29 protein-coding genes are annotated in these 23,563 nt (G+C 71.3%); 5 read left to right on the forward strand and 24 right to left on the reverse strand.

Annotation, left to right across the window (positions count from 1 at the left end; translation table 11 throughout):
* The coding region (locus IE209_RS31535; protein ID WP_229883154.1) for a hypothetical protein at positions 1–276 on the reverse strand (276 nt) is incomplete at its 3' end.
* Positions 277–405: 129 nt separating this feature from the next.
* Between IE209_RS31535 and IE209_RS31540 the strand changes: the two genes are divergently transcribed.
* From IE209_RS31540 to IE209_RS31550, 3 genes are all read left to right on the forward strand, one after another.
* Positions 406–930, forward strand: coding sequence for a TlpA family protein disulfide reductase (locus IE209_RS31540; protein ID WP_189690819.1), 525 nt, complete (start codon positions 406–408; stop codon positions 928–930).
* Between the two features lie 32 nt (positions 931–962).
* A complete protein-coding gene (locus tag IE209_RS31545) occupies positions 963–2,072 on the forward strand; it encodes a transglutaminase-like domain-containing protein (protein ID WP_189690820.1) in 1,110 nt (369 codons plus the stop codon).
* Between the two features lie 353 nt (positions 2,073–2,425).
* Positions 2,426–3,967, forward strand: a complete 1,542-nt coding sequence (locus IE209_RS31550) for a DUF2135 domain-containing protein (protein ID WP_189690821.1) — start codon at positions 2,426–2,428, stop codon at positions 3,965–3,967.
* Positions 3,968–3,983: 16 nt separating this feature from the next.
* On the opposite strand, the gene IE209_RS31555 is transcribed toward IE209_RS31550, so the two are convergent.
* Complete coding sequence (locus tag IE209_RS31555) at positions 3,984–4,910, reverse strand: pseudouridine synthase (RefSeq protein ID WP_189690822.1); 927 nt, start codon at positions 4,908–4,910, stop codon at positions 3,984–3,986.
* 149 nt (positions 4,911–5,059) lie between these two features.
* On the opposite strand from IE209_RS31555, the gene IE209_RS31560 reads away from it, so the two are divergent.
* Positions 5,060–5,896, forward strand: coding sequence for an undecaprenyl-diphosphate phosphatase (locus IE209_RS31560; protein ID WP_189690823.1), 837 nt, complete (start codon positions 5,060–5,062; stop codon positions 5,894–5,896).
* 79 nt (positions 5,897–5,975) lie between these two features.
* Here the strand turns inward: IE209_RS31560 and trmB are convergent, their stop codons facing one another.
* The 14 genes from trmB to flgB are packed head-to-tail and all read right to left on the reverse strand — an operon-like array spanning position 5,976 to position 17,571.
* Entirely contained in the window at positions 5,976–6,704 is a 729-nt protein-coding gene (gene trmB / locus IE209_RS31565; RefSeq protein ID WP_189690842.1) for a tRNA (guanosine(46)-N7)-methyltransferase TrmB, read from the reverse strand.
* Positions 6,705–6,730: 26 nt separating this feature from the next.
* Positions 6,731–7,750, reverse strand: coding sequence for a GNAT family N-acetyltransferase (locus tag IE209_RS34405; protein ID WP_308433245.1), 1,020 nt, complete (start codon positions 7,748–7,750; stop codon positions 6,731–6,733).
* Positions 7,751–7,781: 31 nt separating this feature from the next.
* The gene (locus IE209_RS31575) at positions 7,782–8,825 is read right to left on the reverse strand and encodes a serine/threonine-protein kinase (RefSeq protein WP_189690824.1); all 1,044 of its coding nucleotides are present in this window, start codon (positions 8,823–8,825) and stop codon (positions 7,782–7,784) included.
* A gap of 17 nt (positions 8,826–8,842) precedes the next feature.
* A complete protein-coding gene (flgL, locus tag IE209_RS31580; protein WP_189690825.1) occupies positions 8,843–9,754 on the reverse strand; it encodes a flagellar hook-associated protein FlgL in 912 nt (303 codons plus the stop codon).
* Between the two features lie 3 nt (positions 9,755–9,757).
* Complete coding sequence (flgK, locus tag IE209_RS31585) at positions 9,758–11,134, reverse strand: flagellar hook-associated protein FlgK (protein ID WP_189690826.1); 1,377 nt, start codon at positions 11,132–11,134, stop codon at positions 9,758–9,760.
* Entirely contained in the window at positions 11,131–11,505 is a 375-nt protein-coding gene (locus IE209_RS31590; protein WP_189690827.1) for a flagellar biosynthesis protein FlgJ, read from the reverse strand. The genes flgK and IE209_RS31590 overlap by 4 nt, the downstream gene beginning before the upstream one ends.
* On the reverse strand, positions 11,505–12,620 hold the full coding sequence (locus tag IE209_RS31595) for a flagellar basal body P-ring protein FlgI (RefSeq protein WP_189690828.1): 1,116 nt from the start codon (positions 12,618–12,620) through the stop codon (positions 11,505–11,507). Before IE209_RS31595 ends, IE209_RS31590 begins: the two co-directional genes overlap by 1 nt.
* Positions 12,621–12,630: 10 nt before the next feature.
* The gene (locus IE209_RS31600; protein WP_189690829.1) at positions 12,631–13,299 is read right to left on the reverse strand and encodes a flagellar basal body L-ring protein FlgH; all 669 of its coding nucleotides are present in this window, start codon (positions 13,297–13,299) and stop codon (positions 12,631–12,633) included.
* 27 nt (positions 13,300–13,326) lie between these two features.
* Positions 13,327–14,115, reverse strand: coding sequence for a flagellar basal-body rod protein FlgG (gene flgG, locus IE209_RS31605; protein ID WP_056668656.1), 789 nt, complete (start codon positions 14,113–14,115; stop codon positions 13,327–13,329).
* 32 nt (positions 14,116–14,147) lie between these two features.
* Positions 14,148–14,873 (reverse strand): flagellar basal body rod protein FlgF, encoded by a 726-nt coding sequence (locus IE209_RS31610; protein ID WP_189690830.1) that lies wholly within the window; start codon positions 14,871–14,873, stop codon positions 14,148–14,150.
* A gap of 7 nt (positions 14,874–14,880) precedes the next feature.
* Entirely contained in the window at positions 14,881–16,083 is a 1,203-nt protein-coding gene (locus IE209_RS31615) for a flagellar hook protein FlgE (RefSeq protein ID WP_189690831.1), read from the reverse strand.
* An 18-nt stretch (positions 16,084–16,101) separates the two neighbouring features.
* On the reverse strand, positions 16,102–16,773 hold the full coding sequence (locus IE209_RS31620) for a flagellar hook capping FlgD N-terminal domain-containing protein (protein ID WP_189690832.1): 672 nt from the start codon (positions 16,771–16,773) through the stop codon (positions 16,102–16,104).
* Positions 16,774–16,778: 5 nt separating this feature from the next.
* Positions 16,779–17,198, reverse strand: a complete 420-nt coding sequence (flgC, locus tag IE209_RS31625; RefSeq protein WP_189690833.1) for a flagellar basal body rod protein FlgC — start codon at positions 17,196–17,198, stop codon at positions 16,779–16,781.
* 10 nt (positions 17,199–17,208) lie between these two features.
* Positions 17,209–17,571: a flagellar basal body rod protein FlgB gene (flgB, locus tag IE209_RS31630; RefSeq protein ID WP_189690834.1), complete on the reverse strand. Its 363-nt coding sequence runs from the start codon at positions 17,569–17,571 to the stop codon at positions 17,209–17,211.
* On the opposite strand from flgB, the gene flgA reads away from it, so the two are divergent.
* Positions 17,560–18,291: a flagellar basal body P-ring formation chaperone FlgA gene (flgA, locus tag IE209_RS31635; protein ID WP_189690835.1), complete on the forward strand. Its 732-nt coding sequence runs from the start codon at positions 17,560–17,562 to the stop codon at positions 18,289–18,291. The two genes, flgB and flgA, sit on opposite strands and share 12 nt — an antisense overlap.
* A gap of 13 nt (positions 18,292–18,304) precedes the next feature.
* Here the strand turns inward: flgA and flgJ are convergent, their stop codons facing one another.
* From flgJ to IE209_RS31675, 8 genes are all read right to left on the reverse strand, one after another.
* The gene (flgJ, locus tag IE209_RS31640) at positions 18,305–19,135 is read right to left on the reverse strand and encodes a flagellar assembly peptidoglycan hydrolase FlgJ (protein ID WP_229883155.1); all 831 of its coding nucleotides are present in this window, start codon (positions 19,133–19,135) and stop codon (positions 18,305–18,307) included.
* The gene (locus IE209_RS31645; protein WP_189690836.1) at positions 19,122–19,595 is read right to left on the reverse strand and encodes a flagellar protein FlgN; all 474 of its coding nucleotides are present in this window, start codon (positions 19,593–19,595) and stop codon (positions 19,122–19,124) included. The genes flgJ and IE209_RS31645 overlap by 14 nt, the downstream gene beginning before the upstream one ends.
* Positions 19,592–19,867, reverse strand: a complete 276-nt coding sequence (flgM, locus tag IE209_RS31650) for a flagellar biosynthesis anti-sigma factor FlgM (protein WP_189690837.1) — start codon at positions 19,865–19,867, stop codon at positions 19,592–19,594. The genes IE209_RS31645 and flgM overlap by 4 nt, the downstream gene beginning before the upstream one ends.
* A 35-nt stretch (positions 19,868–19,902) precedes the next feature.
* Positions 19,903–20,904 carry a flagellar motor protein MotB gene (locus IE209_RS31655; RefSeq protein ID WP_189690838.1) on the reverse strand — a complete coding sequence of 334 codons (1,002 nt, stop codon included), beginning with the start codon at positions 20,902–20,904 and terminating at the stop codon, positions 19,903–19,905.
* Positions 20,901–21,803 carry a flagellar motor stator protein MotA gene (gene motA, locus IE209_RS31660; RefSeq protein WP_189690839.1) on the reverse strand — a complete coding sequence of 301 codons (903 nt, stop codon included), beginning with the start codon at positions 21,801–21,803 and terminating at the stop codon, positions 20,901–20,903. Before motA ends, IE209_RS31655 begins: the two co-directional genes overlap by 4 nt.
* Positions 21,804–21,818: 15 nt before the next feature.
* The gene (locus IE209_RS31665; protein WP_189690840.1) at positions 21,819–22,535 is read right to left on the reverse strand and encodes a FliA/WhiG family RNA polymerase sigma factor; all 717 of its coding nucleotides are present in this window, start codon (positions 22,533–22,535) and stop codon (positions 21,819–21,821) included.
* Positions 22,536–22,537: 2 nt separating this feature from the next.
* On the reverse strand, positions 22,538–22,993 hold the full coding sequence (locus IE209_RS31670) for a flagellar basal body-associated FliL family protein (protein ID WP_189690841.1): 456 nt from the start codon (positions 22,991–22,993) through the stop codon (positions 22,538–22,540).
* On the reverse strand, positions 22,990–23,563 hold a 574-nt coding region (locus tag IE209_RS31675; protein WP_229883156.1), incomplete at its 5' end, for a flagellar hook-length control protein FliK. The genes IE209_RS31675 and IE209_RS31670, both read right to left, overlap by 4 nt.

Consider the following 23,563-nt stretch of genomic DNA (forward strand, 5'->3'; position numbering starts at 1 on the left):
CAGCTGGCGCAGCACGGCCGCCCAGGTGGCGTGGTCGTCGCCCAGCCCGCTCTGGAACACCACGACCGGTCCCTGCGGACGGGGGGCGGCCTGGTGCACGAAGCGGATCGGAGCGCCCGCCACCATGGCCACCGCCGGCGCGGCGGCGAGGCCATCGGCGTCGGCGCGCGGCGCGGTGCCGGAACAGGCCGCCAGGGCCAGGCCCAGCAAGGGCAGGGTGGCGCGGCGCCACGGTGGCAGGCGTTCTGGGGTCGGGTTGCGTTGATCGTGCGGCACTGCTGGATTTTCCGTGTCGGATCGTGCGAAATGCGGTCGAATTGCCCGAAGTTCCCGCCAGCGATCCGCACGGCTGGCTGTCCGCCGCGGCCCCTTGCTGCAGTGCGACATGGCCGACAATCGCGCCCCATGGACCGACGCACCCTGCTGTGGTCGCTGCCACCCGTGGCGTGGCTGGCGACCGGCACCTCCCACGCCCAGCACGCCCTCGCGGACTGGCCGGCCGGGCAGCCGCTGCCCGCCATCGAGGCGCTGGACCTGCAGGGACGGCCGTGGCGGCTGGCCGAACTGCGTGGCCGGCCCGTGCTGCTGAACTTCTGGGCCAGCTGGTGCGAGCCTTGCCGCGCCGAGATGCCCACGCTGCAGGCGCTGGCCGAGCTGTACGGCCCCGAGCAGCTGGCCGTGGTGGCGCTCAATTTCAAGGAGGCGCCGGCCACGGTCGCGCGCTTCGTGCAGCGCACGGGCCTGCGGCTGCCCGTGTTGCTGGACCGCGAGGGCGCGGTGGCGCGCGCCTGCGCCGTCAAGGTGTTCCCCACCACGCTGCTGATCGGCGCCGATGGCCGGCCGCGCCAGCGCGTGCGCGGCGAACTGGACTGGACCGGTGCCGAGGCCGAACGCCTGGTGCAGGGCCTGCTCGCCACGCCGGGCCGATAATGCGCGCCCGTCGCTCACAGGAAAGTACCGCCATGCCGGCCAGCCGCCGCCAGTTCCTCGCCCAGTGCACCGCCGCCGCAGCCACCGCAGCGGCCGCCCCTGCTTTCGCCCAGGCCGCGCCGGCGGCGCGCCGTTTCGACCCCCAGCCCCAGGGCTGGCGCAGCTTCGAGGTCACCACGCGCGTGGACCTCGCGCCGCTGCAGGGGGCGACGCAGGTCTGGATCCCGCTGCCCTCGCTCGACACCGACTGGCAGCGCACGCTGACGCACGGCTTCACGAGCAACGGCCAGGCCCGCATCGCCGAGGACGGCCGCGAAGGCGCACGCATGCTGGTGGTTGCGTTCACGCCGGGGCAGTCCCAGCCCTTCGCCGAGGTCACGAGCCGCGTGGCCACGCAGAACCGCGCCGTCGACTGGTCGCGCCGCACGGGCGCCACCGAATCGGCCGACACGCTGCGCTTCTACACGCGCGCCACCGCGCTGCTGCCGACCGACGGCATCGTGCGCGAAACAGCATTGAAGGCCACGCAGGGCGCGCGCACCGATGTGCAGAAGGTCCGCGCGATCTACGACTGGGTCGTGGCCAACACCTACCGCGAGCCCAAGGTGCGCGGCTGCGGCGAGGGCGACATCGCCACCTTGCTGGAGACCGGCGACCTGGGCGGCAAGTGCGCCGACCTCAACGCGCTGTTCGTGGGCCTGTGCCGCGCCGTCGGCGTACCGGCGCGCGACGTCTACGGCCTGCGGCTGGCGCCCTCGGCCTTCGGCTACAAGGAACTCGGCGGCAACCCGGCCAGCCTCAAGGGCGCGCAGCATTGCCGCGCCGAGGTCTGGCTGGCCGGCCACGGCTGGGTGGCGATGGACCCCGCCGATGTCGCCAAGGTCATGCGCCTGGAGACCCCCGCCTGGATCAAGACCGTGCAGGACCCCGTGGTCGCGCCGGTCAACAAGGCCTTGTTCGGCGGCTGGGAAGGCAACTGGATGGCCTACAACACCGCGCACGACCTGAAGCTGCCCGGCGCGCGCGGCGAGCCACTGGGCTTCTTCATGTACCCCATGGCCGAGAACGCCCAGGGCCGTTTCGACCCCTACGCGCCGGACGACTTCAAGTACCAGATCACGGCGCGCGAGATCACCGGCTGACGCGGCAGCGACGATGCCGGGCGGCGGCGTCGCGGGCCGTCATCAATTGGGCGGAAAAAACGGCGCCCCAGGCGCCCATCGCGGTGCGCTGGCCGGGTCTGACAGGCGCGGGCCCTCCTAAACTGGCCGCGCCCCGCATCGACCTGCATCCCACGAGCGCATCGTGCTGAGCGCCCAAGGGTCGGCCGGGGCGCACAAGGGCTGCGCCCGGCAGGCATGCCGGCACGGCCGATTTCACCGAACGACATGGCAGGCGGCGGCTCCGCCCGCCGCACGAGCGCCATGTCCCTTGATCTCGAAAGGTTCCAATGCGCTATTGCAGAACACAACTCAGGACATGGGGAGCGGGTTTGATGGTCTCGCTGTGCCTGGCGGCATGCGGCGGTGGCGGCGATGACCCCGCCACCCCGAACGAGCCGGGCACGCCCACGCCGACAGGACCCACCGCCACCATCGCAGGCAAGGCCGTGGATGGCGTGACAGGTCTGCCCGTCGGCGGCGTGACCGTGCGCGCGGGCACGGCGTCCACCACCACGGCGGCCGATGGCAGCTACACGCTCGCCGGCGTTGCGCCCGGCCTGCGCACGCCCGTGGTGTTCGCAGCACCCGGCTATGCCGAGAATGGCCGCATTGCCGACCTGTCGGGCAACGCGACCACCGACGTGCAGGCGCGTCTGGTGCCGGTCGCCACGACGGCAACGGTGCCTGTGGCCACCGGCGGTACGGTCACGTCCGGCACCGCGCTCGTCACGCTGCCGGCCAATGGCGTGCAGCGTGCCGACGGCACGCTGCCGACCGGCAACATCACGGTGCAGCTGACGCCGATCGACTCGGCACTGGATCCCCAGCTGATGCCCGGCGACTTCCGGACCGGAACAGCGGGCGGCAACACCTTGCCCATCGAGAGCTTCGGCGCACTCAACGTCACGCTCACCGATAGCAGCGGCGCGCCGCTGAACCTGCGCAGCGGCCAGACCGCCACCATCCGCATTCCGATGGTGTCGCGCAACAGCACGGTGCAGACCACCATCCCCTTGTTCCACTACAACACCACCACGGGCCTGTGGGAGCAGGAGGGCACGGCCACGCTCGCGGGAACGGGCAGCGGCGCCTACTACGAAGGCTCGGTCAGCCACTTCTCGACCTGGAACGCCGACCAGGTCTACGACACCGTGCTGGTCCGCGGTTGCGTGCGCGACGCCGTCGGTGCCGTGGTCGCCAATGCGCGGGTGGGCAGCGACGGCATCGACTACACCGGCACCAGCTACACCTACACCGATGCCAGCGGCAACTTCAGCCTGCCGATCAAGCTCAATGGCCAGGCCGCCGTCACGGCCATTGCGGGTGGGCGCCTGACGAACACCGTGCGCAACAACGCCAGCGGGACCAACATCGACTGGACCGAGTGCCTGACGCTGAGCCAGACCGGCGCGGGCATCACGATGAAACTGACCTGGGGCGCGCTGCCGAGCGACCTGGACTCGCACCTCATGACGCCCAGCGGCGATCTGGTGTTCTTCAGCAATGAAGGGTCTCTGACCGCAGCCCCGTTCGCCAACCTCGACGTGGACGACACCGACAGCTACGGTCCGGAGATCATCACCATCACCAAGCTGATGGTCGGCACCTACAAGTACGCGGTGCACAATTTCTCGGGCTATGCCGAAGGGGCCATCGGCCCATCGGGTGCGCGCGTGGAAGTCAACATCCCCGGCCGCCCGGTCGAACTGATCACGCCGCCCGCCACCGGTGAAAGCAGCGAGACGGAGTATTGGAACCTGTTCGAGTTCGACGTCAGCGCGAACTGCACGGTCACCGTGCGACGGGTCCAGACCTACACGAGCACGGCCTTGAGCGCCCCCGCGGCGCCCGCGGCGCAGTACTGCACGCCGTGACAGGCAGGCGCCGGCGTCAGGCCGGCGCGCCGTCCAGCGGCGCGAGCCGGCGTTGGCTCTCGAAGCGCCGCCGCTGGCCCGTCACCGGATCGGTGAACGCGATGCCACGCGCCAGCAGCTGCAGCGGCTGCGCGTGGTCGTCGTCCTCGTCGGGGCCGCGCCGCACCACGGGATAGAAGGCATCGCCGCGGATCGGGATGCCCAGCGCCGCCATGTGCACGCGCAGCTGGTGGCGCTGGCCCGTGCGCGGTGCGAGCCGGTAGCGGCCCCAGCCGCCGGCCCGCGCCACCAGCGCCAGCCGTGTGCTGGCGTTCGGTTCACCCTCCACCTCGCACTGCCGGAAGAAGGGCGTGCCCTGCACGATGCGGCTTTCGCGCACCAGGGGCAAGGCCAGCCCGGGCCGCAGCGGCGCGATCGCCTCGTAGTCCTTCTCGACCAGCCGTTCGCGGAACAGCGCGTGGTAGGCGTCGCGGTCCTGGCGCCGCAGGCTGAACAGCACCAGGCCGGCCGTCTCGCGGTCGATGCGGTGCAGCGGCTGCAAATCCGCCAGCCCCGTCTCGCGGCGCAGCCGCGCCAGCAAGGTCTCGTGCAGGTGGCGCCCGCCCGGCGTCACGGCCAGGAAGTGCGGCTTGTCGGCCACCAGCAGGTGGTCGTCGCGGTGCAGGATGGCGGCCTCGAACGGCACGCGCGGCTCCGCGGGCAGGCTGCGGTAGTACCAGGCTTTGCCGTGCGCGCGGTAGGGCGCATCCGGCCGCAACGGCCGGCCCGCGGCGTCGCAGACTTCGCCGTCCCGCAGCCGGGCCAGCCAGTCCTCGCGCGGCACGTGCGCGAAGCGCTCGGCAAAGAAGTCCAGCCAGGTCGTCCAGGGGCCCGCTGGCAGGCCGACGGCGCTGGCCGCCACGCCGCCGCGCAGGGGCAGGGCAGGCGGGATGGGGGCGGGCATGGCGCGGAATTGTCGCTGAGCTGTCATGCGGCTTGGTGGAAACCCTGGGCCGCTATCATCGGCCGGCCTTTTCACAGCCCCCCACATCCCATGCACCTGCACAGTTCCGCATCGCCATCGGCCACCGTCACGATCCAGGGAGCCGCGCGATGAGTTCGGTGGGTTGGGGCGAGGCCGCCGTCCTCGGGCTGATCCAGGGCCTCACCGAATTTCTGCCCGTGTCCTCCAGCGCGCACCTGCGCATCTTCGGCCCGCTGCTGCCCTCGGGCGGCGACCCCGGCGCGGCCTTCACGGCCATCACGCAGATCGGCACCGAGGCCGCCGTGCTGCTGTTCTTCCGCCACGACATCGTGCGCATCTTCCTGGCCTGGTGGGCCTCGCTCACGCAGCGCGGCCGGCCGCTGGACCCGGACGCCCGCATAGGCTGGCTCGTGATCCTGGGCACGGCGCCCATCGCCATCCTGGGCCTGTTGTTCAAGAACGCGATCGAAGGCTCGCTGCGCAACCTCTACATCACGGCCACCATGCTGATCGTCTTCGCGCTGGTGCTGGCCGCGGTCGACCGCCTGGGCCGCAAGCAGCGCACACTGGGCCAGCTCACCTGGGGCCACGGCATCCTGTTCGGCTTCGCCCAGGCCATGGCATTGATCCCCGGCGTCTCGCGTTCGGGCGGCACCATCACCATGGGCCTGCTGCTGGGCTACACGCGCGAGGCGGCGGCGCGCTACTCGTTCCTGCTGGCCATCCCCGCGGTGCTGCTGTCGGGCTTCTACCAGCTCTACAAGACCTGGGGCACGGAGAACACCGTGGGCGGCGGGCAGACGCTGCTGGCCACCGTGATCGCCTTCTTCGTCGGCTACGCAGTGATCGTGGGGTTCCTCAGGCTGGTGTCCACGCGCAGCTACATGCCCTTCGTCTACTACCGCGTGCTGCTGGGCATCGCGGTGTTCGTGGCCTTGGGGATGGGCCTGCTGCAGCCGCTCTGAGCGCCGCGCCGGGCGCCCCCCAGCAAGCGCGTTCCCGCTTGGCGGGGACAGGCCGCAGGGCCAAGGGTGCGTGGGCCCTTCAGCGGCGCCGGAACACCAGGTCCCAGACGCCGTGCCCCAGCCGCAGGCCGCGGCGCTCGAACTTGGTGTCGGGCCGGTAGTGCGGCCGCGGCGCGAAGTCGGCGGCCGTGTTGGCCAGCAGCGGTTCGCCCGACAGCACCTGCAGCATCTGCTGCGCATAGGGCTCCCAGTCGGTCGCGCAGTGCAGGTAGCCGCCGGGCGCCAGGCGCTGCGCCAGCCGCGCCACGAAGGGCGGCTGGATCAGCCGGCGCTTGTGGTGGCGCGACTTGTGCCAGGGGTCCGGGAAGAAGATGTGGATGCCGGCCAGGCCCTGCGGGTTCTGCTGCGCATCCCAGGGCGGCAGCATGTGGTCCAGCACTTCCACGGCGTCGTGCGCGAGGATGTGGATGTTGGCCAGGCCGCGCTCGCCGATCTGCTTGAGCAGCGCGCCCACGCCGGGCTCGTGCACCTCGCAGCACAGGAAATTCGTCTCGGGCAGCAGTTCGGCGATGTGCGCCGTGGCATCGCCCATGCCGAAGCCGATCTCCAGCACCGTGGGCGCTGTGCGGCCGAAGGCCGCGGTCAGGTCCAGCGGTTCGGCCCGGTAGGGCAGCACGAAGCGCGGGCCCAGCTCGGCCATGGCCTTGGCCTGGCCCAGCGTGGTGCGGCCGGCGCGCTTGACGAAGCTGCGGATGGCGCGCGGATGTGCGACGTCGGAAGGGGGCAGGCCGGCGGCCTGGTCCGGCATGTCGCCGGAAGGGGAAGAGGGCGTGTTCACGCGGCGCAATTGTAGGCAGCCGCGGCGCTGGTCCTGCGCATGGTGGCGTTGCGCAGCGCCACGCCGGCGCGCTGGGGCGTGCGGCGCTCCAGCACCACGAAACCGTAGCGGGCGAAGAAGCCCTCCGCGGTCAGGCTGACCTCGGCGCGCAGTTCGGCCAGCCCGCGCCGGGCGGCCAGCGCCAGCAGGTGGTCCATGAGCGCCTGACCGATGCCCCGTCCGCCATGCGTGCTGGCCACGAAGAACTGGTCGATCAGGCCGTCGGGCTGCAGGTCTGCGAAGCCGGCCACCTGGCCGCGCCAGAGCGCGACGAAGGGCCGGTTGCGCTGCAGGCGCGCGGCCCAGGCGCTGCGGTCCGGTGCCGCTGGCGCCCACGCGGCGCGCTGGGTGGCGTCGTAGTCGCGCGCCGCGGTCTCGTGCACGGCGGACTGGAACACGGCGAGCACAGCGTCGAGGTCATTGGCGGCGTAGGGCCGGATCGTCAGCGCAGGCTGGGCGCCCAGCCGCTCGGCCAGCAGCCGCAGCGCGGACTCGGGCGACTCGGCGATTCCGACCGAGCGGGCCAGCATCAGGTTCAGCCGCTGGCCCAGGCCTTCGACCATGGTGCCGTCGGCCCGTTCGCGCAGCACGCCGTGGGCATCGGGTGCGCAGTCGCGGGCCGCGCCCACGCGCTCGGCGTAGCTGCCCGGGGGCACGCCGTAGGCGGCGACGGGCTTGCCCAGCGCGATCGCGTAGCCGACCTCGAACACCGTGCCCGAATCGGGCTCCAGCCCGCGGAAATCGGCCAGGTTGGCCAGCACGCCGTCGGCCTCCCGGATGCGCGCGACATTGCCCTCGTAGATGCGCTGGGCCAGTGCGTCGCCCTGGAGTTCTCCGGCTGCGTCGTCCGCCGGTTCCAGGCCGGCCAGGCCCAGGCGTGCGCAGCAGGCCTTGAGCCGCGCGAACACCTGCGCGGCGTCGGGCCGGAACACATCCGGGCCGGCGAGGTAGATGCGGGGCAGGGTGTCTGGAGGCATCCGCGCATTGTCGCCGCGCGGTCGGCGCCGCTCAGCCGGCGTCCAGCAGGCGCTCAACGCGCTGGCGGCCCAGGCCCCACAACGCTGCGCCCAGCGTGGCCTGCCGCGCATAAGCGTCGCGCGGGCCGGTCTCGCCGCGCAGCTGCGCCGCGAATGCGGCGCCGAAGCGTTCGGCCCAGGCGGCGTCCTGGGCCGGGGCGGCATCGGCCAGGGCCGCGCGCTCGGCCTCGAGCACGGTGCGCGCACCCTCGCGTGCCGCCTCGGTGCGCTGCACTGCCGTGCCGACCTGCTGCAGCGCCTGGCGCGCGCCACCCTCGTCCTGCAGCGTCCACTGCGCGGGCGTCAGCACGTCCGCTTGCGGATCGGCCGCCACGCGGTGCAGCCGGCCGGACGCGAACTGGCGGCCTTCGCCTTGCACGGCCAGGCCATCGCGCACCTGGGGCCAGCGCGCTTCGGCGACCGAGAAGCGCAGGCCGCCGCCCGCATCGGCCTGGACCGCGAGGCCCAGCGGCGCGAGTGCCTGGGCGAAGGCCTCGGCGCGGGCCTGCGGCGTGGCTTCGGGATCGAGTTGCACGCGGACGGGGGGGCGGGCCGCCGAGGGCAGGCCGAGCGCCAGTGTCAGCGTCTCGCGCGCCTGCGGCGGCTGGTCCAGGCCGCGCACCGCGAAGCTGCGCCGGGCGGGCTGCGCGGTGTCGAAGTTCAGCTGTGCATCCAGCGCCGTGCCGGCCGCGGTGGCGCGTTCGGCCCAGAGCTGGTCCAGCCGCGCGCGCTGGCTTTCCAGCCGCTCGGCCGGCACGGGCTGGCCGGCCGCCACGCGCGAGAGGTCGGTCTGCAGGTTGCGCAGCCGCGGCGCCAGCCGGTCCAGGTAGGCCAGTGCCTGCTGGGCGCCGGCCACGCGCTGGTTGCGCTGGGCGTCCAGGCCGCGCAGGCCGGCGTGCACCACGGGCAGCGCGGTCGGCGCCGGTGCCGGCGTTGCGGCCGGCGTGTCGCCCGTGCGCGGCAGGGCCGCCACGCCGTCGGACGCATGCGACCGGTCCAGCCCCAGGCCGCCGGGACGCAGGGGAGTGATCTGCATCGTTGCTCAGCCGGCCTTCACAGTTGCGAGAACAGCGACAGGCCGGCCACGCGCACGTAGGCCTTCTGCGTGGCCTGCAGCGCCGTCTGGTAGCCGGTCAGCCGGATCGCCGCCTCGCCGTAGTCGAGCTGGCTCAGCGTGATCTTGGCCTGGTCGGCGGCCAGGCCGACGTTGCCATGGGTCTCGTCCAGCGTGGACAGAATCTTCTGCGCGCCGCCCAGGCCGGCGATCTTGCCGCTGACCGCGGCCATGGCCACGTCCGTGCCGTTCAGCGCATCCTTGAGCACCGTGCGCACGGCCGCGTCGTTGGGGTTGACCCCGGGCGTCTGCATCTGCGCCACCGCCAGGTCCAGCCGGTTCAACAGCGCCGCCATCTCGGGCAGGCTCACATTGGCCGACTGGGTGATGTTGTTGCCCACCACCACCTGCTGCTTCTCCTCGTTGCCTTCGAAGCTGTAACGGCTGCCGGCGGCGGCCGTGCTGTCCAGCGCGAGGGTGGCCGTGGTACTGAGTGTTCCCGAGAACAGGTAGCGGCCTTCCTGGTCGCGGCTGTTGGCGGTGTAGTACAGGCTGTCGCGCAGGCTCACGAGCGCGCCGGCCATGGCGTTCAGGTCGTCGGCGGTGTTGGCGCCGTCGCTGGCCCAGACCATGAGGTCGCGCACCTCCTGCATGTCCGTCAGGCTGCTGTCCAGCGCCGTCTCGTTCTGCGTGAGGCGCACCGACAGCGCGCCGATGTTGTCGCGGTACTGGGCCAGCGCCGCCTGCTCGCGCTCCATGCGCGACAGGCGCACGCTGGTGACCGGGTCGTCCGAGGGCAGCAGCAGGCGCTGGCCGGTGGACATCTGCTGCATGACCTTCTCCAGCCGCGCCTGGGCGCTGGCCAGCGTCTGGCTCATGGTCATGTGGTATTGGCTGGTGGCGACGCGCATGGCTTACCTCAGGATGGCCAGCGTGGCTTCGAACAGCGTGTTGGCCGTGCTGAAGACCTTCATGTTGGCCTGGTACATCTGCTGGTACTGCACCAGGTTCACGGCTTCTTCGTCCTCGTTGACGCCGCTGGTGGAAGCCCAGTTGGCCTTGGCATAGGAGCGCACCGTGTCGGCCACGCTCAATGCGGCCTGGTTCTGCTGGCTGGTCGTGCCCAGGTTGCTGACCAGCTGCGTGTAGGCGTCGCCGAGCTGCACCGTGCCCAGCGAGGCGATCGGCACCGACTGGTCCTTCAGGTCGATCAGTGCCAGCAGGTTGGCGCTGTCACCGGGCTTGGTGGCGTCGCCGGAGAAGCCCAGGTCCTGGGCGGTGATGCCCGGCGTGATGGTCAACAGCGCCGAAACGCTGGAGGTGTCGAGCTGGAACAGCGGCTTGCCGGGCGTGCCGTCCAGCCCGTAGCCGGCGGCCAGCTGGTTGTTGAACAGCGTGGTCAGGCCGGCTGCCATGTCGCTGATCGACTGCGTGAGCGGCTGCAGCGTCTTGGCCTGGTAGTCGTCCAGCCCGCCGAGCTGGCCACCCATGTTGCGGCTGGCGATCGTGAAGACCTCCTTGGCGAAGCGCACCGTCAGCGCGGGCGTGCCGTCGGCCAGCGGCGCGGCCGCCTCGAGCTTGCCCACCGTGGTGCCCACCACCAGCGGCGTGCCGTTCTTGAGCGCCACGCTGCGCGAGCCGTCGGCCTGGTCGACCACGTTCACGCCGACCAAGGCGGCCAGCGCGTCGATGCGGTTGTCGCGCTCGTCGATCAGGGCCGAGGGGTTGGCGCCCGCGGCGCCGGCGCCGGCGATCTTGCCGTTCAGCGTGGCGATCTCGGCAGACAGCACGTTGACCTGGTCCAGCACCGCCGCGCGCTGCTGCGTGATGGCCGTGCGCTGGTTGGCCAGCACCTGGTTCATGCTGTTGAAGCGCACCGTCAGCGCCTCGGCCGAGGCGATCACCTGCTGGCGCAGCGGCGCGGAGGTCGGCTCCACGCTGGCCGCGTTGAGCGCCGCGTAGAAGTCGTCCAGCCCGGCGTTGATGGTGGAGACATCGTCGCCCATGACCTGCTCGAGCTGGGTCAGGTAGCCCTGCACGGCCGCATGCCGGCCCTGGGTCGAGGCCGATTCCCACAGCTGCTGGCTCTTGTAGGCGTCGGCGAAGCGGATCAGTTGCGGCGTCTGCACGCCGTTGCCCGGCGACATGCTGCCCGTGGGCGCCGCGGCGCGCAAGAGGATGCCCTGGCGCGTGTAGCCCGGCGTCTGCAGGTTGGCGATGTTCTGGCTGGTGGCGGCCAGGGCGGCCTGGGCCGCGAGGGCGCCCGACAGCGCGTTGTTGATCATGCTCATGGCTGGGGTTCCGGCGGATTCGTCTGGGGCATCTGCACAGACAAGGCGGCGCCATCGGCGGCCGGCTTAAGCGGCGCTGCCGGCGCACCGGGAACCAGCTGGCGCAGCAGCATGTCGGCGATGCCGAAGGCACGCTGGCCGGCCAGCTGGTCGGCCATGAGCTGGTCCGCCAGGCCCAGCAGCGGGTTGTCCGGGTCCTGGCGCAGGAAGCCGTCCTCGCCGGCCAGCGCGCCGGTGCCCGCGCGCATGGTTTTCAGCATCTGCTGGATGAACATGCCCTCGAACTTCTGCGCGGCATCCTCGATGCGGGCGCGCACGGCGTCGTCGGGTGTGGTGCCCGGAGCACTGTTGGAGATCGGAGAGGTCTGCATCAGATCACCACCAGCTCGCCGTCGATGGCGCCGGCCTGGTCCAGCGCCTGCAGGATGGCCATGATGTCGTCGGGCGAGGCGCCGATGCTGTTCACGGTGTCGATGATGGTCTGCAGCTTGGCGCCGGCCGGCCAGGCGAACATGCGGCCGTTGCCCTGTTCGACCTGCACCTGCGACTGCGGCGTGACCACGGTCTGGCCCTGGCTGAAGGCCTGGGGCTGGCTCACGCGCGGGTTCTCGCTGATGATGACCTTGAGGGCGCCGTGCGAGACCGCCGCCGGCCGCACCGTCACGCCCTCGGCGATGACCACGGTGCCGGTGCGCGAGTTGAACACCACGCGCGGCGTCTCCACGCCCACGTCCACGCGCAGCGCCTGCAATTGGGCCACGAAGGCCACGCGCCGGGTCGGGTCCGTGGGGGCGGCCACCTCCACCGTGGTCGCGTCGCGCGTGCTGGCCACGCTGCCGAAGCTGCGGTTGATGGTGTTGACGATGTTGGTGGCGGTCTCGAAGTTGGGCCGGCGCAGCGACAGGCGCACGTTGGGCGCGGTGTCGAAGTCGGTCTCGATCTCGCGCTCGATGCTGGCGCCGTTGGGGATGCGCCCGCCCGTCGGAGTGTTCACGGTCACGCTGGAGCCGCTGGCGCCCTGGGCCGACAGGCCGCCGATCACCACGTTGCCCTGGGCCAGCGCATAGACCTCGCCGTTGGCCGCGCGCAGCGGCGTGAGCAGCAGCGTGCCGCCGCGCAGGCTCTTGGCGTCGCCCAGCGAGGAGACCGTCACGTCGATGGTCTGGCCCTTGCGGTAGCCCGGCGGAAAGCTCGCGCTGACCATCACGGTGGCCGTGTTCTTGCTCTTGGCCTCCACGCGCTCGGGCATCTTGAGGTCGAACTGCTTGAGCATGTTGTTGATCGACTGCCCGGCCGACTTGACCTGGGTGCTGTCGCCCGAGCCGTGCAGGCCCACCACGAGGCCGTAGCCGATCAGCTGGTTCTCGCGCACGCCCTCGACATGGGCCAGGTTGCGCAGGGCCTGGGCCGCGGCCAGGGCCGGGGCGGGCAGGGCGGCCAGCAGCAGGGCCGCCGCGGCGCAGAAGGAAAGAGAGATCTTGCGCATGGCGGCGTCCTCAGAACGGCATCCAGGGGCTGTTGAAGAAGGCCGTGAGCCAGCCCTGGCGCTGGCTTTCCGCGAGCGTGCCGCGGCCCGAGTAGGTGATGCGCGCATTGGCGATGCGTTGGGACGACAGCCGGTTGTCGGTGTCGATGTCGGCCACGCGCGCATAGCCCGTCACGCGGATGAACTCCTCGCCCAGGTTCAGCGTGAGGCTCTTCTCGCCGCGGATGGCCAGGAGGCCGTTGGGCAGCACCTCGGTGACGACCACGGTGATCGCGCCCTGCAGCGCGTTCTGCTGCGTGGCGGTGTTGGCCGCGTCCGAGCTGCGCTGGGCGTCGATGCCGATGTCGGTCTTCAGGCTCCTGCCGCGGAACAGGAAGGGTGTGATGGAGGTGCTGCTGTTCTTGTCGCTGGTCACACCGCTGCGCTTGCTGGCCTGCGTCGTCTCCTGCAGCACCACGGTGAGCACGTCGCCGGGCCGGAAGGCGCGGCTGTCGGAGGTCAGCGCCGTCACCGTGTCCATGGGCAGCACGCCACCGGCCACGCCGCGGCGCGGCGTGCTCACGATGATCAGCGGCTCCTCGGGCTGGGCCGCGGCCTTGGGAATGGGCGGCAGCGTCTCGCAGCCGGCCAGCAGCAGGCCGGCCAGCACCAGCAGGATCGACCAGGGCGACTTGTTCATTTCGGACCTCCGCGATGCACCCTAGGCTTACCTCGCAACTTGCGCCAGGTTCTGCAGCATGTTGTCGGCGGCCGAGAGCACCTTGGTGTTCATCTCGTAGGTGCGCTGGGCGGCGATCATGTCCACCATCTCCTCGGCCACCTGCACGTTGGAGCCTTCCAGCGCGCCCTGCTTGAGCTTGCCGCGTCCGTCCTCGCCCGGGTTGCCCTCGGCCGGCTCGCCGCTGGACTGGGTCTGCTGGTACAGGTTGTCGCCGATGGCAAGCAGGCCCGTGGGATTGACGAAGGTCACCATGGTCAGCTGTCCCAGCTCGGTCGGCGTGGTCGCAGTGCCCACCATGGCCGAGACGATGCCGTTCTCGCCGATCGTGATGCCCGTGGCGTTGGCCGGCACCGTGATCTGCGGGTTGATCGGCAGGCCCTGGGCATTGGTCAGCCGGCCTTCCAGCGACAGGCCGAGCTGGCCGGCGCGCGTGTACGCGGTCTCGCCGCTGGGCAGCTCCACCTGCAGGAAGCCGTTGCCGATGATGGCCACGTCCAGCTCGCGGCCGGTGGTCTGCAGGCTGCCCGCCGTGAACACCTTCTGCGTGCCGGCCACGCGCGTGCCGTTGCCCAGCTGCACGCCGCCGTCGGCGTTGCGGTTGGCCGCCATTTGCGCGCCGGGCTGCTGCTCCACGGTGTAGAACAGGTCCTCGAAGACCACGCGGTCGCGCTTGTAGCCCACGGTGTTCACGTTGGCCAGGTTGTTGGCGATGGCCTGCAGCTTGGCGTCCTGGGCCTGCACGCCGGTCTTGCTCACCCACAGTGCGGGATTCATGTCGTTTCTCCTTGTCGTTCAGGTGCTGCGCGTCACTCGCGCAGCAGCCGGTTGCCGTTGGCCGCCATCTCGTCGGCGGCCTTGAACAGCTTCATCTGCATCTCGAAATCGCGGTTGATCTGCAGCGTCGCCACCATCTCCTCGATCGGCGAGACGTTGCTGCCTTCCAGGTAGCCGCCGCGCACCTGCACTTCGTCGCTGGGCGGCAGGGGGCCGCCGTCGCGGCCGACCAGCAGGCCGACCTCGTTCTTGCGCAGCGCGCCGGGCTCGGGCTTGACCAGCTTGAGCCGGTCGATGACCTGCATCTCCTGCGTGCCCTCGGGCAGCACGAGCACCGTGCCGTCGGCCGCGATCTCGATGTGGTTGGTGGCCGGCAGCACGATGGGGCCGCCTTCGCCGAGCACGGCGCGGCCGTCCAACTGCAGCTGGCCCTCGGCGTCGAGCGTGAACGCGCCGGCCCGCGTGTAGGCCTCGCCGTCGCCGTAGGCCACGGCGAACAGGCCCTCGCCGACGATGGCGGCGTCCAGTTCGCGGCCCGTGGGCGCGAGCGTGCCGCTGCGCGTCTGCACCGCGTCGGCGTCGATGCGCGCCATGTGGCGCGCGTCGTAGCCGTAGCCCTGCACGGCCTGGTGCGCGGCCGTTTCCATGTCGGCACGGAAGCCCGTGGTGCCGGCATTGGCCAGGTTGTTGGCGCGCACCTGCTGGGCCTTGAGCGCACGCTCGGCCCCGGCCATGGCGGAGTAGATCAGCGCGTCCATCGCCGCCTCAGACGGCTTGCATGAGCGACTGCATCATGTCCGATTCGGTCGAGATCACCTTGGTATTGGCCTGGTAGTTGCGCTGCGAGGTCATGAGGCTGACGAGCTCGGAGGTCATGTCCACGTTGGACTGCTCGATGGCACCCACGGTCAGCTCGCCGGCCATGCCGGTACCCGGCGTGGCGTACAGCGGCGTGCCGGAATTCGAGGTGGTGGTCCAGCTGGTGTCGCTGATGGCCTGCAGGGCCTGTTCGTTCGGGAAGGTGGCCAGCGCCACGGTGCCGACCTTCTGCTTCTGGCCATTGCTGTACTCGGCGATGACCGAGCCGTCCTCGGACAGCGTGACGTTCACGCGCGTGCCCGAGGCGTAACCGTTCGGTGCGTTGACCGAGGGGCGCGATTCGCCGGCGTACTGCGTGGAGCCGGTGTAGTCCAGCGCGATGCTGAGCGGGTCGGCGCCGGCCGGCGCGGCCGTCAGCGTCACGGCCGGCACGGCGGCGAGCTGGCCGTCGGTGCCGAAGCTCAGCACCTGCGTCGCCGGGGTGGCCGTGGCGCCGTCGAAGGTGTAGTGCACGGTCACCTGGTTGGTGCCGGTTTTCACGAAGTACTGCGTGACCGTGTGCTGGCTGCCCAGCGAGTCGTAGACCACCGAGACGTCCGAGCTGTTGTAGGTCAGCGGGTTGGTGGCGTCGAAGGCGGCGGTGGGCGCCACCCAGTCGGACGACAGGTTGCTCACGTACTGCATGCGCGAGCTGGCCTGGGCCGCCACCTGGCCGCTGGGCACCTGCAGGTCGCCCATGGCGCCCAGGCCGGCGCCGTCCACTGGCACGCCGTTGGCGTCGCGCATCACGGCATAGCCCTGCACGCGGCGGTTGGAGGCGTCCACCAGGTAGCCGTTCTGGTCGGTGCCGAAGATGCCCACGCGCGTGTAGACCTCCACGCCGCTGGATTCCTTGGTCACGAAGAAGCCGCGGCCCTGCACCATGGCGTCCAGCCCGCGGCCGGTGGTCATGGCGCCGCCGCCGATGTCGATGCTCTGCGTCAGCGAGTTGATCTGCGCGCCGGCCGGCTGGCTGCCCGCGTAGAGCGAGGCGAAGTTGGCGCGCGTGGACTTGAAGCCGTAGGTGCCCGCATTGGCGATGTTGTTGCTGATGGAGTCCAGCGAAGTGTTGATGGCGTTGATGCCGGACAGTGCGATTTCGAAGCTCATGGCGTTCTCCTCAGGACTTCAGTTGACGGTGATGGGACGGCCGTGGAAGCCGACGAGGGACGAGGCGGGCACCTGGCCGACACCGGCCACGAGCACCATGGCGGCACCGTTGGCACCGATCTGCACGTTGCCCAGCAGGCCGGTGACGCTGGTGGCCGGCGTCTCCTTCGTGCTGGTCTCCACGCTCAGCGCATAGCTGCCGGCCGGGATGCCCAGCGCGGCCGGGTCGACCGCCGTGGAGACCGTGCCGATGGGCTTGGTGCCCAGCTCGATGCTGAACTTCCTGCCGCCCGTGCCCGTGAGCACCAGCGTGGTCTTGGTGCTGGGGCTGGAGAGCGTGAAGTCGACCTGCACGGGCTCCTTGTCCAGCTGCACCTGGCTGGTCTGCACCGTGACGTCGGTGCCGACCTGCGAGCCCAGCGAGATCACCTGCATGCTGGCCATGGCGCTGGCACTGGCCGTGCCCTGGTCGGCCAGCAGGCGCAGCGCCTCGACCTGGCTCAGCTGCGAGAGCTGGCCCACGAAGGCGGCCGGGTCGGTCGGCTCCAGCGGGTTCTGGTTGCGGATCTGCGCGACCAGCAGCTTGACAAACAGGTCGGAGATGTCGCCGCCGAGCGCCGAGGCGATGCTGGGCAGGCCGGCACTGGCCGAGCCGGTGCTGCTGGTCTGGTTGTTGACGGTGGTGACCATGGGGTTCAGCTTTCTCCGAGGCGCAGCAAAGAGGCCTGCATGGACTTCACGCGGCTCAGCACCTCGACATTGGTCTCGAAGGCGCGCGAGGCCGACAGCATGTCGGTCATCTCGGCCACCGAGTTGACGTTGGAATAGAAGACGTCGCCGTCGGCGTTGGCCAGCGGGTGGTCGGGCTCGTGCACGCGGCGCAGCGGCTCGGGGCTCTCCACCACGTCCAGCACCTGCACGCGGCTGCCGGCCGACTGGGTGCCCTGGCCGAGCTGGGCAATGGCCGCGAACACCGGCTTGCGTGCGCGGTAGCCGTCGGCCTCGGTGCCGGCCGCGCTCTGCGCGTTGGCCAGGTTGCTGGAGATGGTGTTCAGCCGCACGGTCTGCGCCGACATGGCGGAGCCGGCGATCTGGGCGATGGCGCGGAAACTCATGGGGTGCTCCTCACTGTCCGGCGATGGCTTTCGCCAGGCCCTTGAGCTTCATGTCCACGAAGCGCAGGCTCGTCGCGAAATCCGCCGCGTTCTGCGAGAACGCGGCCTGCTCGACGCCCAGCTCCACGGTGTTGCCGTCCTGCGAGGCGTGCTGCGGCAGCCGGTACATCAGTTCCGGCGCGCCGCTGTCCAGCACCGCGAACGGGTCGTCGCCGCCGGCGCGGCGCAGGGCCTGCGCGAAGTCCACGTCGCGCGCCTGGTAGCCCGGCGTGCTCTCGTTGGCCAGGTTGGAAGCGAGGACCTTGGTACGATCCGCGCGTAGCCGCAAGGCGTCCGCATGCAGGCCCAGGGCCTTGTCGAATTGAAGTCCCATCACATCCCCTTTCGTCTGTCCATCTGGTCGTTGGGCCTGGCCGTGGCCCTGCCGCTGGTGGCGCTGGCCACGGTGCCGGCGCGTGTCGAAGACCTGGTCGAGCAGGCCGCGCACGACTGGCTGGTCGCGCAGGCCGACCAGCGCGCGCTGGCCGAGCCCGTGTTCGAGGTCAAGGCCGTGGCCCGCTTGCCGCAGCCCTTGCCGCCCTGTGCCGCGCCGCTCACGGTGGACGCGCTGGAGACCCGCTCCGTCGCGCGCATGCGCTTCGCCGTGGTCTGTCCGGGCAGCGAGGGCTGGCAGCGCGAGTGGATCGTGCGGGCCGCTGTGTCCGCGCTGGTGGTGGTGGCCGCGCGCGACGTGCCGGCCAACCGCGCGCTGCAGGCCGAAGACCTGGCCATCGAGCGGCGCCCGCTGACCGACCTGGCCGGTGCCGTCTCGCTGCCCGAGGACGCCATCGCCCAGTCCAGCAACCGCACGCTGCGCACCGGCCAGGCGCTGCATGCGCGCTGGCTGTCGGCGCCCGTGCTGGTCAAGCGCGGCGACAGCGTGACCATCCGCGCGCGCAACGGCGGCGTGGAGGTCAGCGCGGCCGGCGAGGCGCTGGAGAACGGCAAGCCGCGCCAGATCGTGCGCGTGCGCAACACCACCACCGGCAAGGTGATCCGTGCCAGGGTGCTGGAGCAGGGGCTGGTCGAGCCGGAGAACATGGGCGGGTCCTGATGCCTGGTCTGCGTCATTCGCCGACCGCGCTGCGCGCGCGCACCTGGCGCGCCACGCGCGCGAGCTTGTCCGCATAGCCGGGGTCGGTGGCGTAGCCGCCGCGCACCAGGCCCTGGGCGAAGGCCGCAGCATCGCTGCCGGTGTTGAGCGCGTCCTGGTAGCGCGGGCTGCTCTGCAGCAACTGGGCGTAGTCGCGGAAGGCGCTGGCATGGTCCGGGTAGGCGCGGAAAGACTCGGTGGTCTTTTGCGCCTCGCCGTCCGCGTATTCGGTGGTCAGCGCCTGCACGCTGGCGCCGCGCCAGCCGGCGCTGGCCTTGATGCCGAACAGGTTGCGGCTGTCGCCGCCATCGGCCCCGCGCAGCGGGCGCCGGCCCCAGCCCGATTCCAGCGCGGCGTGGGCGGCCACCAACTCGGGCGCCACGCCCAGCGCGGCGCCAGCCTCGCGCGCCCAGGGTCCGATGGCCTGCAGGAAGTCCTGCTGCGCTGCCACCGGCACGGCCTCGCCGGGCGGCAGCACAGGCGCGCCGGTGGTCCGCACCGGGGTGCGCGCCAGTGCCTGCGTCAGCAGGGGCAGGGCCTGGCCGGGCGCGCCGTCCACCGCAGCGGCCTGCAGCGCGGCCGCGCGGCGCAGCAGGCCCTCGGTGCCCAGTGCCGGCAGTTCGCTCTGGCTCCAGCCGTTGCGCACGATCTCGGTGATCTCGGCCTGGGCGCTGCGCATGGCGTTGGCGAAGCTGGCGGACTGCACGGCTCCGCCACCGGCGGCCCAGGACGGGGTCGGCGCGGTGGGTGCGGCTGGCGCCAGCGCGCGCAGGGCCGTGCTGGACGCGAAGTCAGGCGTCTGCATAGAGCGGGTCCTCGGTGCCGTGCAGCACGCGTGCGAGCAGTTGGTGCTGCTCGGTCAGCAGGCGCGCGTTGCGCAGGTTCAGGGCCTTGCACTCGTGCACGGCCTGCTCCAGCCGGTCCCACAGCAGCTGGACGGCGGCACGCTGCGCGGCGGGCCACTGCGCGACCAGGGCCGGCACGCTGGGTGCGGCACCGCTGCCGAGCCGGGTGAGCAGCCCGTCGCGGAACTGGCGGCGTGCATCGAGCCGCTCGACCAGGGCGACGATGGCATCGGCCAGCGGCGCCATGGCCTGGGCGTCGTGGCGCAGTGCGCCGGCGAACTGCTGCGCGAGCAGCGCGCGCAGTTCGGCGTAGTCGGCCAGGTCGGCCTGCACGTCGCGCAGCAGCCGCTCCATGGCCGGGCGCGGCAGGCGGGCCGTGCCGGCTGGCGTGGCGTGGGCGGTCGCCCCGGGCAGGCTCATCCACGGCTCCCGTGGTAGCGCTCGATGAGCTGGGCGAGCTTGCCGGCGTCGAAGCCGAGCTCGCCGCGCTCCAGCGCGGCGCGGATCTCGGCCACGCGGGCGGCGTCGATCTCGGGCATCTGTTGCAGCTGCGCGCGGGCCGTGGCCAGCAGCGCGCCGGCGGCCGAGGCGCCGCCGGTGGCTGCTGTGCCCTGCGGGGTGGCGGCCGCGGGCGCGGCGGCGGCCGGGGCGACGGCCGGGGCGGCGCCCGTGCCGGAGCTGGTGATCTTCATGCGCAATCCTCGGGTTCTGGTTTCCATGGCCGTCCTCAACGCGCGCCCAGGCGCTCGCGCAGGGCCTGCAGCGCACTGCGTTCGGGAATCACCGCGTCGGCGCCCGGCACGAGCAGCGTGCTGCCCGCGGGCGGGCCGAACATGGCGCGGATGGCCTGGGCATGCTCGGTGGTCAGCACCAGCAATTCGATGCGGCGGTTCACGTCGGCGTCGGAGCGGGTCAGGTCCAGCGGCGCACGGTCGGCCATGCCGACGACCTGCAGCACGCTGGTGGTCGGCATGCCGCCGGCCATCATGTGAAAGCGCGCCGCCATGGCGCGGTTGTTGGCCAGCGACCAGTTCGACAGCGCGCCGGGGTAGGTCTCCACGCCGGCGAAGGGCGTGGAATCGGTGTGGCCCACGATCAGCATCTGGTTCTCGACCTGTGCGAACACCGGGCCGAGCTGGCGCAGCAGCTTGCGGAAGCGCTCGGTCGGGTAGGCGTTGCCGCGCTCGAACATGCCGAAGCGGTCGGTGTCGTGCAGCAGCACGCGCAGGCCGTAAGGCGTGATGATGTTCTGCAGGTTGCTGGCCAGGCCCGTGTCGTCGGCCATGCGCGTGATCACCACGGCCAGCTCGCGCAGGTCGGCGGCGGTCTCGTAGCGGCGCGCCGGCGGCTGGTCGGGCTGCGCCTTGCTGGGCTGCTGCGGCGTGCTGGTGTCGCCGTTGGCATAGGCCCGGCGCGGTTGCAAGGTGTCGCTCTGCGCCGGCACGGGCTCGCGCGGGATCAGGCTGCCGCGCTGCTGGTCGAGCTTGGCGATCAGGCTGCCGCCGTCCTCGAACAGCTTGCCGCCCTGCGTGTGGCGCAGGTCGGCCACCGCTTCCTCGGACGTGCGCGCGGCCAGGATCCACAGCACCAGGAACAGGCACATGAGGGCCAGCACGAAGTCGGCGAACGCCACCTTCCAGGCGCCGCCATGGGCTTCGTCGTGTCCCTTCTTGGACACCTTCTTGATGATGGTGGCATGGCCCTTGTCGCGGCCGGCAGCGGTGTTCATGCCCTGTCGCTCGCGCGCCTCGCAGGTTCGGGTTCGCCGCCGCCGGTCAGGGCATTGATCCAGCCCTCCAGCTTGGCGAAGCTGGGCTTGGTGTTGAGCTGCACGAGGCGCCGGCCGGCGTCGATGGCCAGCAGCGGCGGCTTGCCGGCCACGTGCGTGACGATCACCACCTTGACGATCTCCAGCATCGACATTTCCTCGGCCACCAGCTGCTTCATCATGTTGCACATGGGGTCGAGCAGGCAGTAGCACATGAAGATGCCGATGAAGGTGCCGACCATGGCCGCGCCGACCTTGGCGGCGACCTCGGCCGAGCCGGCACCCTCGCCGATGGCGGCCATGGTCATCACGATGCCCAGCACGGCGGCCACGATGCCGAAGCCGGGCATGGCCTCGGCGATCTTCTGCAGCGACTTCTGCGGCTGGTTCAGCTCTTCGTGGATGGCCTCGATCTCATGGTCGAGCACGCCTTCGAGCTCGTGCGCGCTGATCTTGCCCATGGCCATCAGGCGGAAGTTGTCGACGATGAAGGCCAGCAGCTTGGGGTCGGCCAGCACCAGCGGGTAGCGCTTGAACATGTCGCTTTCCTCCGGCGCCTCGACGTGGGCGTCCAGTGCCTTCAGGCCACCGGCGGCGGTCTGCAGCAGCTCGTACATGAGCAGCAGCAGCTGGCGGTGGAACTCGTTGCCGTCGCGGCGCTTGCCAAGGCTGTGCCTGACCTGCAGCCACAGCTCGCCGAGCACGTGCTTGGGGTTGCCGATCACGAGCGCTCCGGCACCGGCGCCGCAGATGATGACGATCTCGACCGGTTGCCAGATGACGCTCATCTGGCCGCCGTGGAACATGAAGCCCCCGAACACGGTGACGGCGATGATCAGCAGGCCGACTAGGAATTGCATGGTGGTGGTCCCGGGTCAGGCTTCCTTGAGGAAGTCCTTCATCTTGCGCAGCGCGCCCTTGTTGATCTGGCACACGCGGGCATCGGTCAGGCCCAGCACCGCGGCGATTTCCTTGAGGCTCAGATCGAATTCGTAGTACAGCTGCACCACGCGCTGCTCGCGCGCGTCCAGCACCGCCAGCGCCTGCTCGATGCTGCGCCGGGTCATGAGCGCGGCCTCGGGCGACTGGCTCTGCGACGGCAGGCGGTGCAGCTCCTCGACGATCTCGTCGAAGCTGACCAGCAGCTCGGCGTTCTCGGCCAGGCGGTGCTCCTGCAGCTCGTCGGCCGTGATCTGCAGCTCGGACTGCAGCTCGGCCTCGCTGGGCGCATGGCCGAGCCGGCGCGTCAGCGCCCGCTCGGCGTCGCGCAGCTTGTGGCTGTCCTGGCGCACGCTGCGCGGGCGCCAGTCCTGCCGGCGCAGCTCGTCCAGGATGCTGCCGCGCACGCGCAGCGCCGCGAAGGAGGCGAACTTGGCGTCGGGCTCGCCGTAGCGGCGCAGCGCCTCCAAGAGGCCCATGAGGCCGATCTGCTCCATGTCCTCGCGGTCGATGGCGCCACCGATCTGCGAGGACAGCTGGCGCGTGATGCGCTTGACCAGCGGCAGCCAGGCCAGCAGGTGCTTCTGCTCGAGCGCGGCCGCGCCGCGCTCGGCGGCTCCCTGGAGTTCGGCGTATCCGTCGCGCAGGTCCATGCTTATTCGATGATCAGCTTGCTGATCAGGGCCTCGGCGAAGGGTTGCTCGATGCTGTCGGCCGCGTAGCGCGCCTTGTAGGCGGCATTGACCTCGGCGGTCAGCTGCTCGATGGTCAGCGCGCCGGCCTTCTCCAGCGTCAGCTCGGACAGCGCCTTCACCGTCACGCTGCGCAGCAGCGGCAGCTGGTCCTTCACGGCCTTTTCCTTGACCGCATCGTCGGCCTTGAAGACCACGTCCACGGCCATGTAGTGCGCCAGCGGGTCGCCCGCCTGGCTGCGCAGCATGACGATGACCTTGTCCAGCGTGACGTAGCGGAAGGTCGAGGGCTTGGGCGGCGGCGGGGCCTTGGCCTCGGTGCTGTGCCCGCGCTGCCACCACCAGAAGCCGCCACCGGCGGCGCCCGCGGTCAGCAGCACGGCGCCGACGACGATGGCGATGAGTTTGCCTTTGGTCATGGCCGTTCCGACGCGAGTGCGAAGTGCGCGAAGTGCTGGCCGGCTTCGCCTTGTTCATCGAGTGCGCGGCCGGGCTGCTGCTGGCGCTGCTCGCCCTGGCGCTGGCGCCCGTCGGCATCGCCGCGCGCCTGCTGCTGCGCCACCTGCACGCTCACATCGCCGCCATGGCGCTGCGCGAGTTCCTGGCGCAGCCCGTCGCCGATGGCCTGCAGCTGGCGCACCACGTCGCCGTGGCTGGCGCTGAGCTGCACCTGGGTGGCGCCGCTGGCGTCCTGGCGGATGTGGATCTCGATCTGGCCGCGGTGCGGCGGGTCCAGCCGGATCACCACGCGCTCGCTGCCGCGTTCGATCTGCACGGCGATGCGGTCGCCGAGCTGCTGCAGCAGCGAGGGCGCGCGGCCCTGCGGCGCGGCCTCGCCGGTGCGTGGCTCCACGCTGTCCTGCGGCGCGCTGGCGGCGGCCGGCACCAGGCCGGTGGCCACGCCGGCGCGCTCGGGCGGCAGCACGGCGGTGGCGGTGTCGGCCGGCGCGGCCTGGGGCTTGGTGGCGGGCACGGGCGCCATGGCGGCC

It is taken from the genome of Pseudorhodoferax aquiterrae (assembly GCF_014652235.1).
GTDB classification, from domain to species: domain Bacteria; phylum Pseudomonadota; class Gammaproteobacteria; order Burkholderiales; family Burkholderiaceae_C; genus Pseudorhodoferax; species Pseudorhodoferax aquiterrae.

Bases quoted from the DNA above. Each gene is read 5' to 3' on its own strand.
- flgC (WP_189690833.1), bottom strand. From the start codon at position 17,198: ATGAGTTTCCGCGCCATCGCCCAGATCGCCGGCTCCGCCATGTCGGCG.
- IE209_RS31540 (WP_189690819.1), top strand. From the start codon at position 406: ATGGACCGACGCACCCTGCTGTGGTCGCTGCCACCCGTGGCGTGGCTG.
- IE209_RS31595 (WP_189690828.1), bottom strand. From the start codon at position 12,620: ATGCGCAAGATCTCTCTTTCCTTCTGCGCCGCGGCGGCCCTGCTGCTG.
- IE209_RS31545 (WP_189690820.1), top strand. From the start codon at position 963: ATGCCGGCCAGCCGCCGCCAGTTCCTCGCCCAGTGCACCGCCGCCGCA.
- motA (WP_189690839.1), bottom strand. From the start codon at position 21,803: ATGCAATTCCTAGTCGGCCTGCTGATCATCGCCGTCACCGTGTTCGGG.
- IE209_RS31600 (WP_189690829.1), bottom strand. From the start codon at position 13,299: ATGAACAAGTCGCCCTGGTCGATCCTGCTGGTGCTGGCCGGCCTGCTG.
- IE209_RS31665 (WP_189690840.1), bottom strand. From the start codon at position 22,535: ATGGACCTGCGCGACGGATACGCCGAACTCCAGGGAGCCGCCGAGCGC.
- IE209_RS31610 (WP_189690830.1), bottom strand. From the start codon at position 14,873: ATGGACGCGCTGATCTACTCCGCCATGGCCGGGGCCGAGCGTGCGCTC.
- flgM (WP_189690837.1), bottom strand. From the start codon at position 19,867: ATGAAGATCACCAGCTCCGGCACGGGCGCCGCCCCGGCCGTCGCCCCG.
- IE209_RS31615 (WP_189690831.1), bottom strand. From the start codon at position 16,083: ATGAGCTTCGAAATCGCACTGTCCGGCATCAACGCCATCAACACTTCG.
- IE209_RS31575 (WP_189690824.1), bottom strand. From the start codon at position 8,825: ATGCAGATCACTCCCCTGCGTCCCGGCGGCCTGGGGCTGGACCGGTCG.
- flgL (WP_189690825.1), bottom strand. From the start codon at position 9,754: ATGCGCGTCGCCACCAGCCAATACCACATGACCATGAGCCAGACGCTG.
- IE209_RS31590 (WP_189690827.1), bottom strand. From the start codon at position 11,505: ATGCAGACCTCTCCGATCTCCAACAGTGCTCCGGGCACCACACCCGAC.
- IE209_RS31560 (WP_189690823.1), top strand. From the start codon at position 5,060: ATGAGTTCGGTGGGTTGGGGCGAGGCCGCCGTCCTCGGGCTGATCCAG.
- IE209_RS31645 (WP_189690836.1), bottom strand. From the start codon at position 19,595: ATGAGCCTGCCCGGGGCGACCGCCCACGCCACGCCAGCCGGCACGGCC.
- flgK (WP_189690826.1), bottom strand. From the start codon at position 11,134: ATGAGCATGATCAACAACGCGCTGTCGGGCGCCCTCGCGGCCCAGGCC.
- flgG (WP_056668656.1), bottom strand. From the start codon at position 14,115: ATGAATCCCGCACTGTGGGTGAGCAAGACCGGCGTGCAGGCCCAGGAC.
- IE209_RS34405 (WP_308433245.1), bottom strand. From the start codon at position 7,750: ATGCCTCCAGACACCCTGCCCCGCATCTACCTCGCCGGCCCGGATGTG.
- flgJ (WP_229883155.1), bottom strand. From the start codon at position 19,135: ATGCAGACGCCTGACTTCGCGTCCAGCACGGCCCTGCGCGCGCTGGCG.
- IE209_RS31550 (WP_189690821.1), top strand. From the start codon at position 2,426: ATGGTCTCGCTGTGCCTGGCGGCATGCGGCGGTGGCGGCGATGACCCC.
- flgB (WP_189690834.1), bottom strand. From the start codon at position 17,571: ATGGGACTTCAATTCGACAAGGCCCTGGGCCTGCATGCGGACGCCTTG.
- IE209_RS31620 (WP_189690832.1), bottom strand. From the start codon at position 16,773: ATGGTCACCACCGTCAACAACCAGACCAGCAGCACCGGCTCGGCCAGT.
- IE209_RS31655 (WP_189690838.1), bottom strand. From the start codon at position 20,904: ATGAACACCGCTGCCGGCCGCGACAAGGGCCATGCCACCATCATCAAG.
- trmB (WP_189690842.1), bottom strand. From the start codon at position 6,704: ATGCCGGACCAGGCCGCCGGCCTGCCCCCTTCCGACGTCGCACATCCG.
- IE209_RS31555 (WP_189690822.1), bottom strand. From the start codon at position 4,910: ATGCCCGCCCCCATCCCGCCTGCCCTGCCCCTGCGCGGCGGCGTGGCG.
- IE209_RS31670 (WP_189690841.1), bottom strand. From the start codon at position 22,993: ATGACCAAAGGCAAACTCATCGCCATCGTCGTCGGCGCCGTGCTGCTG.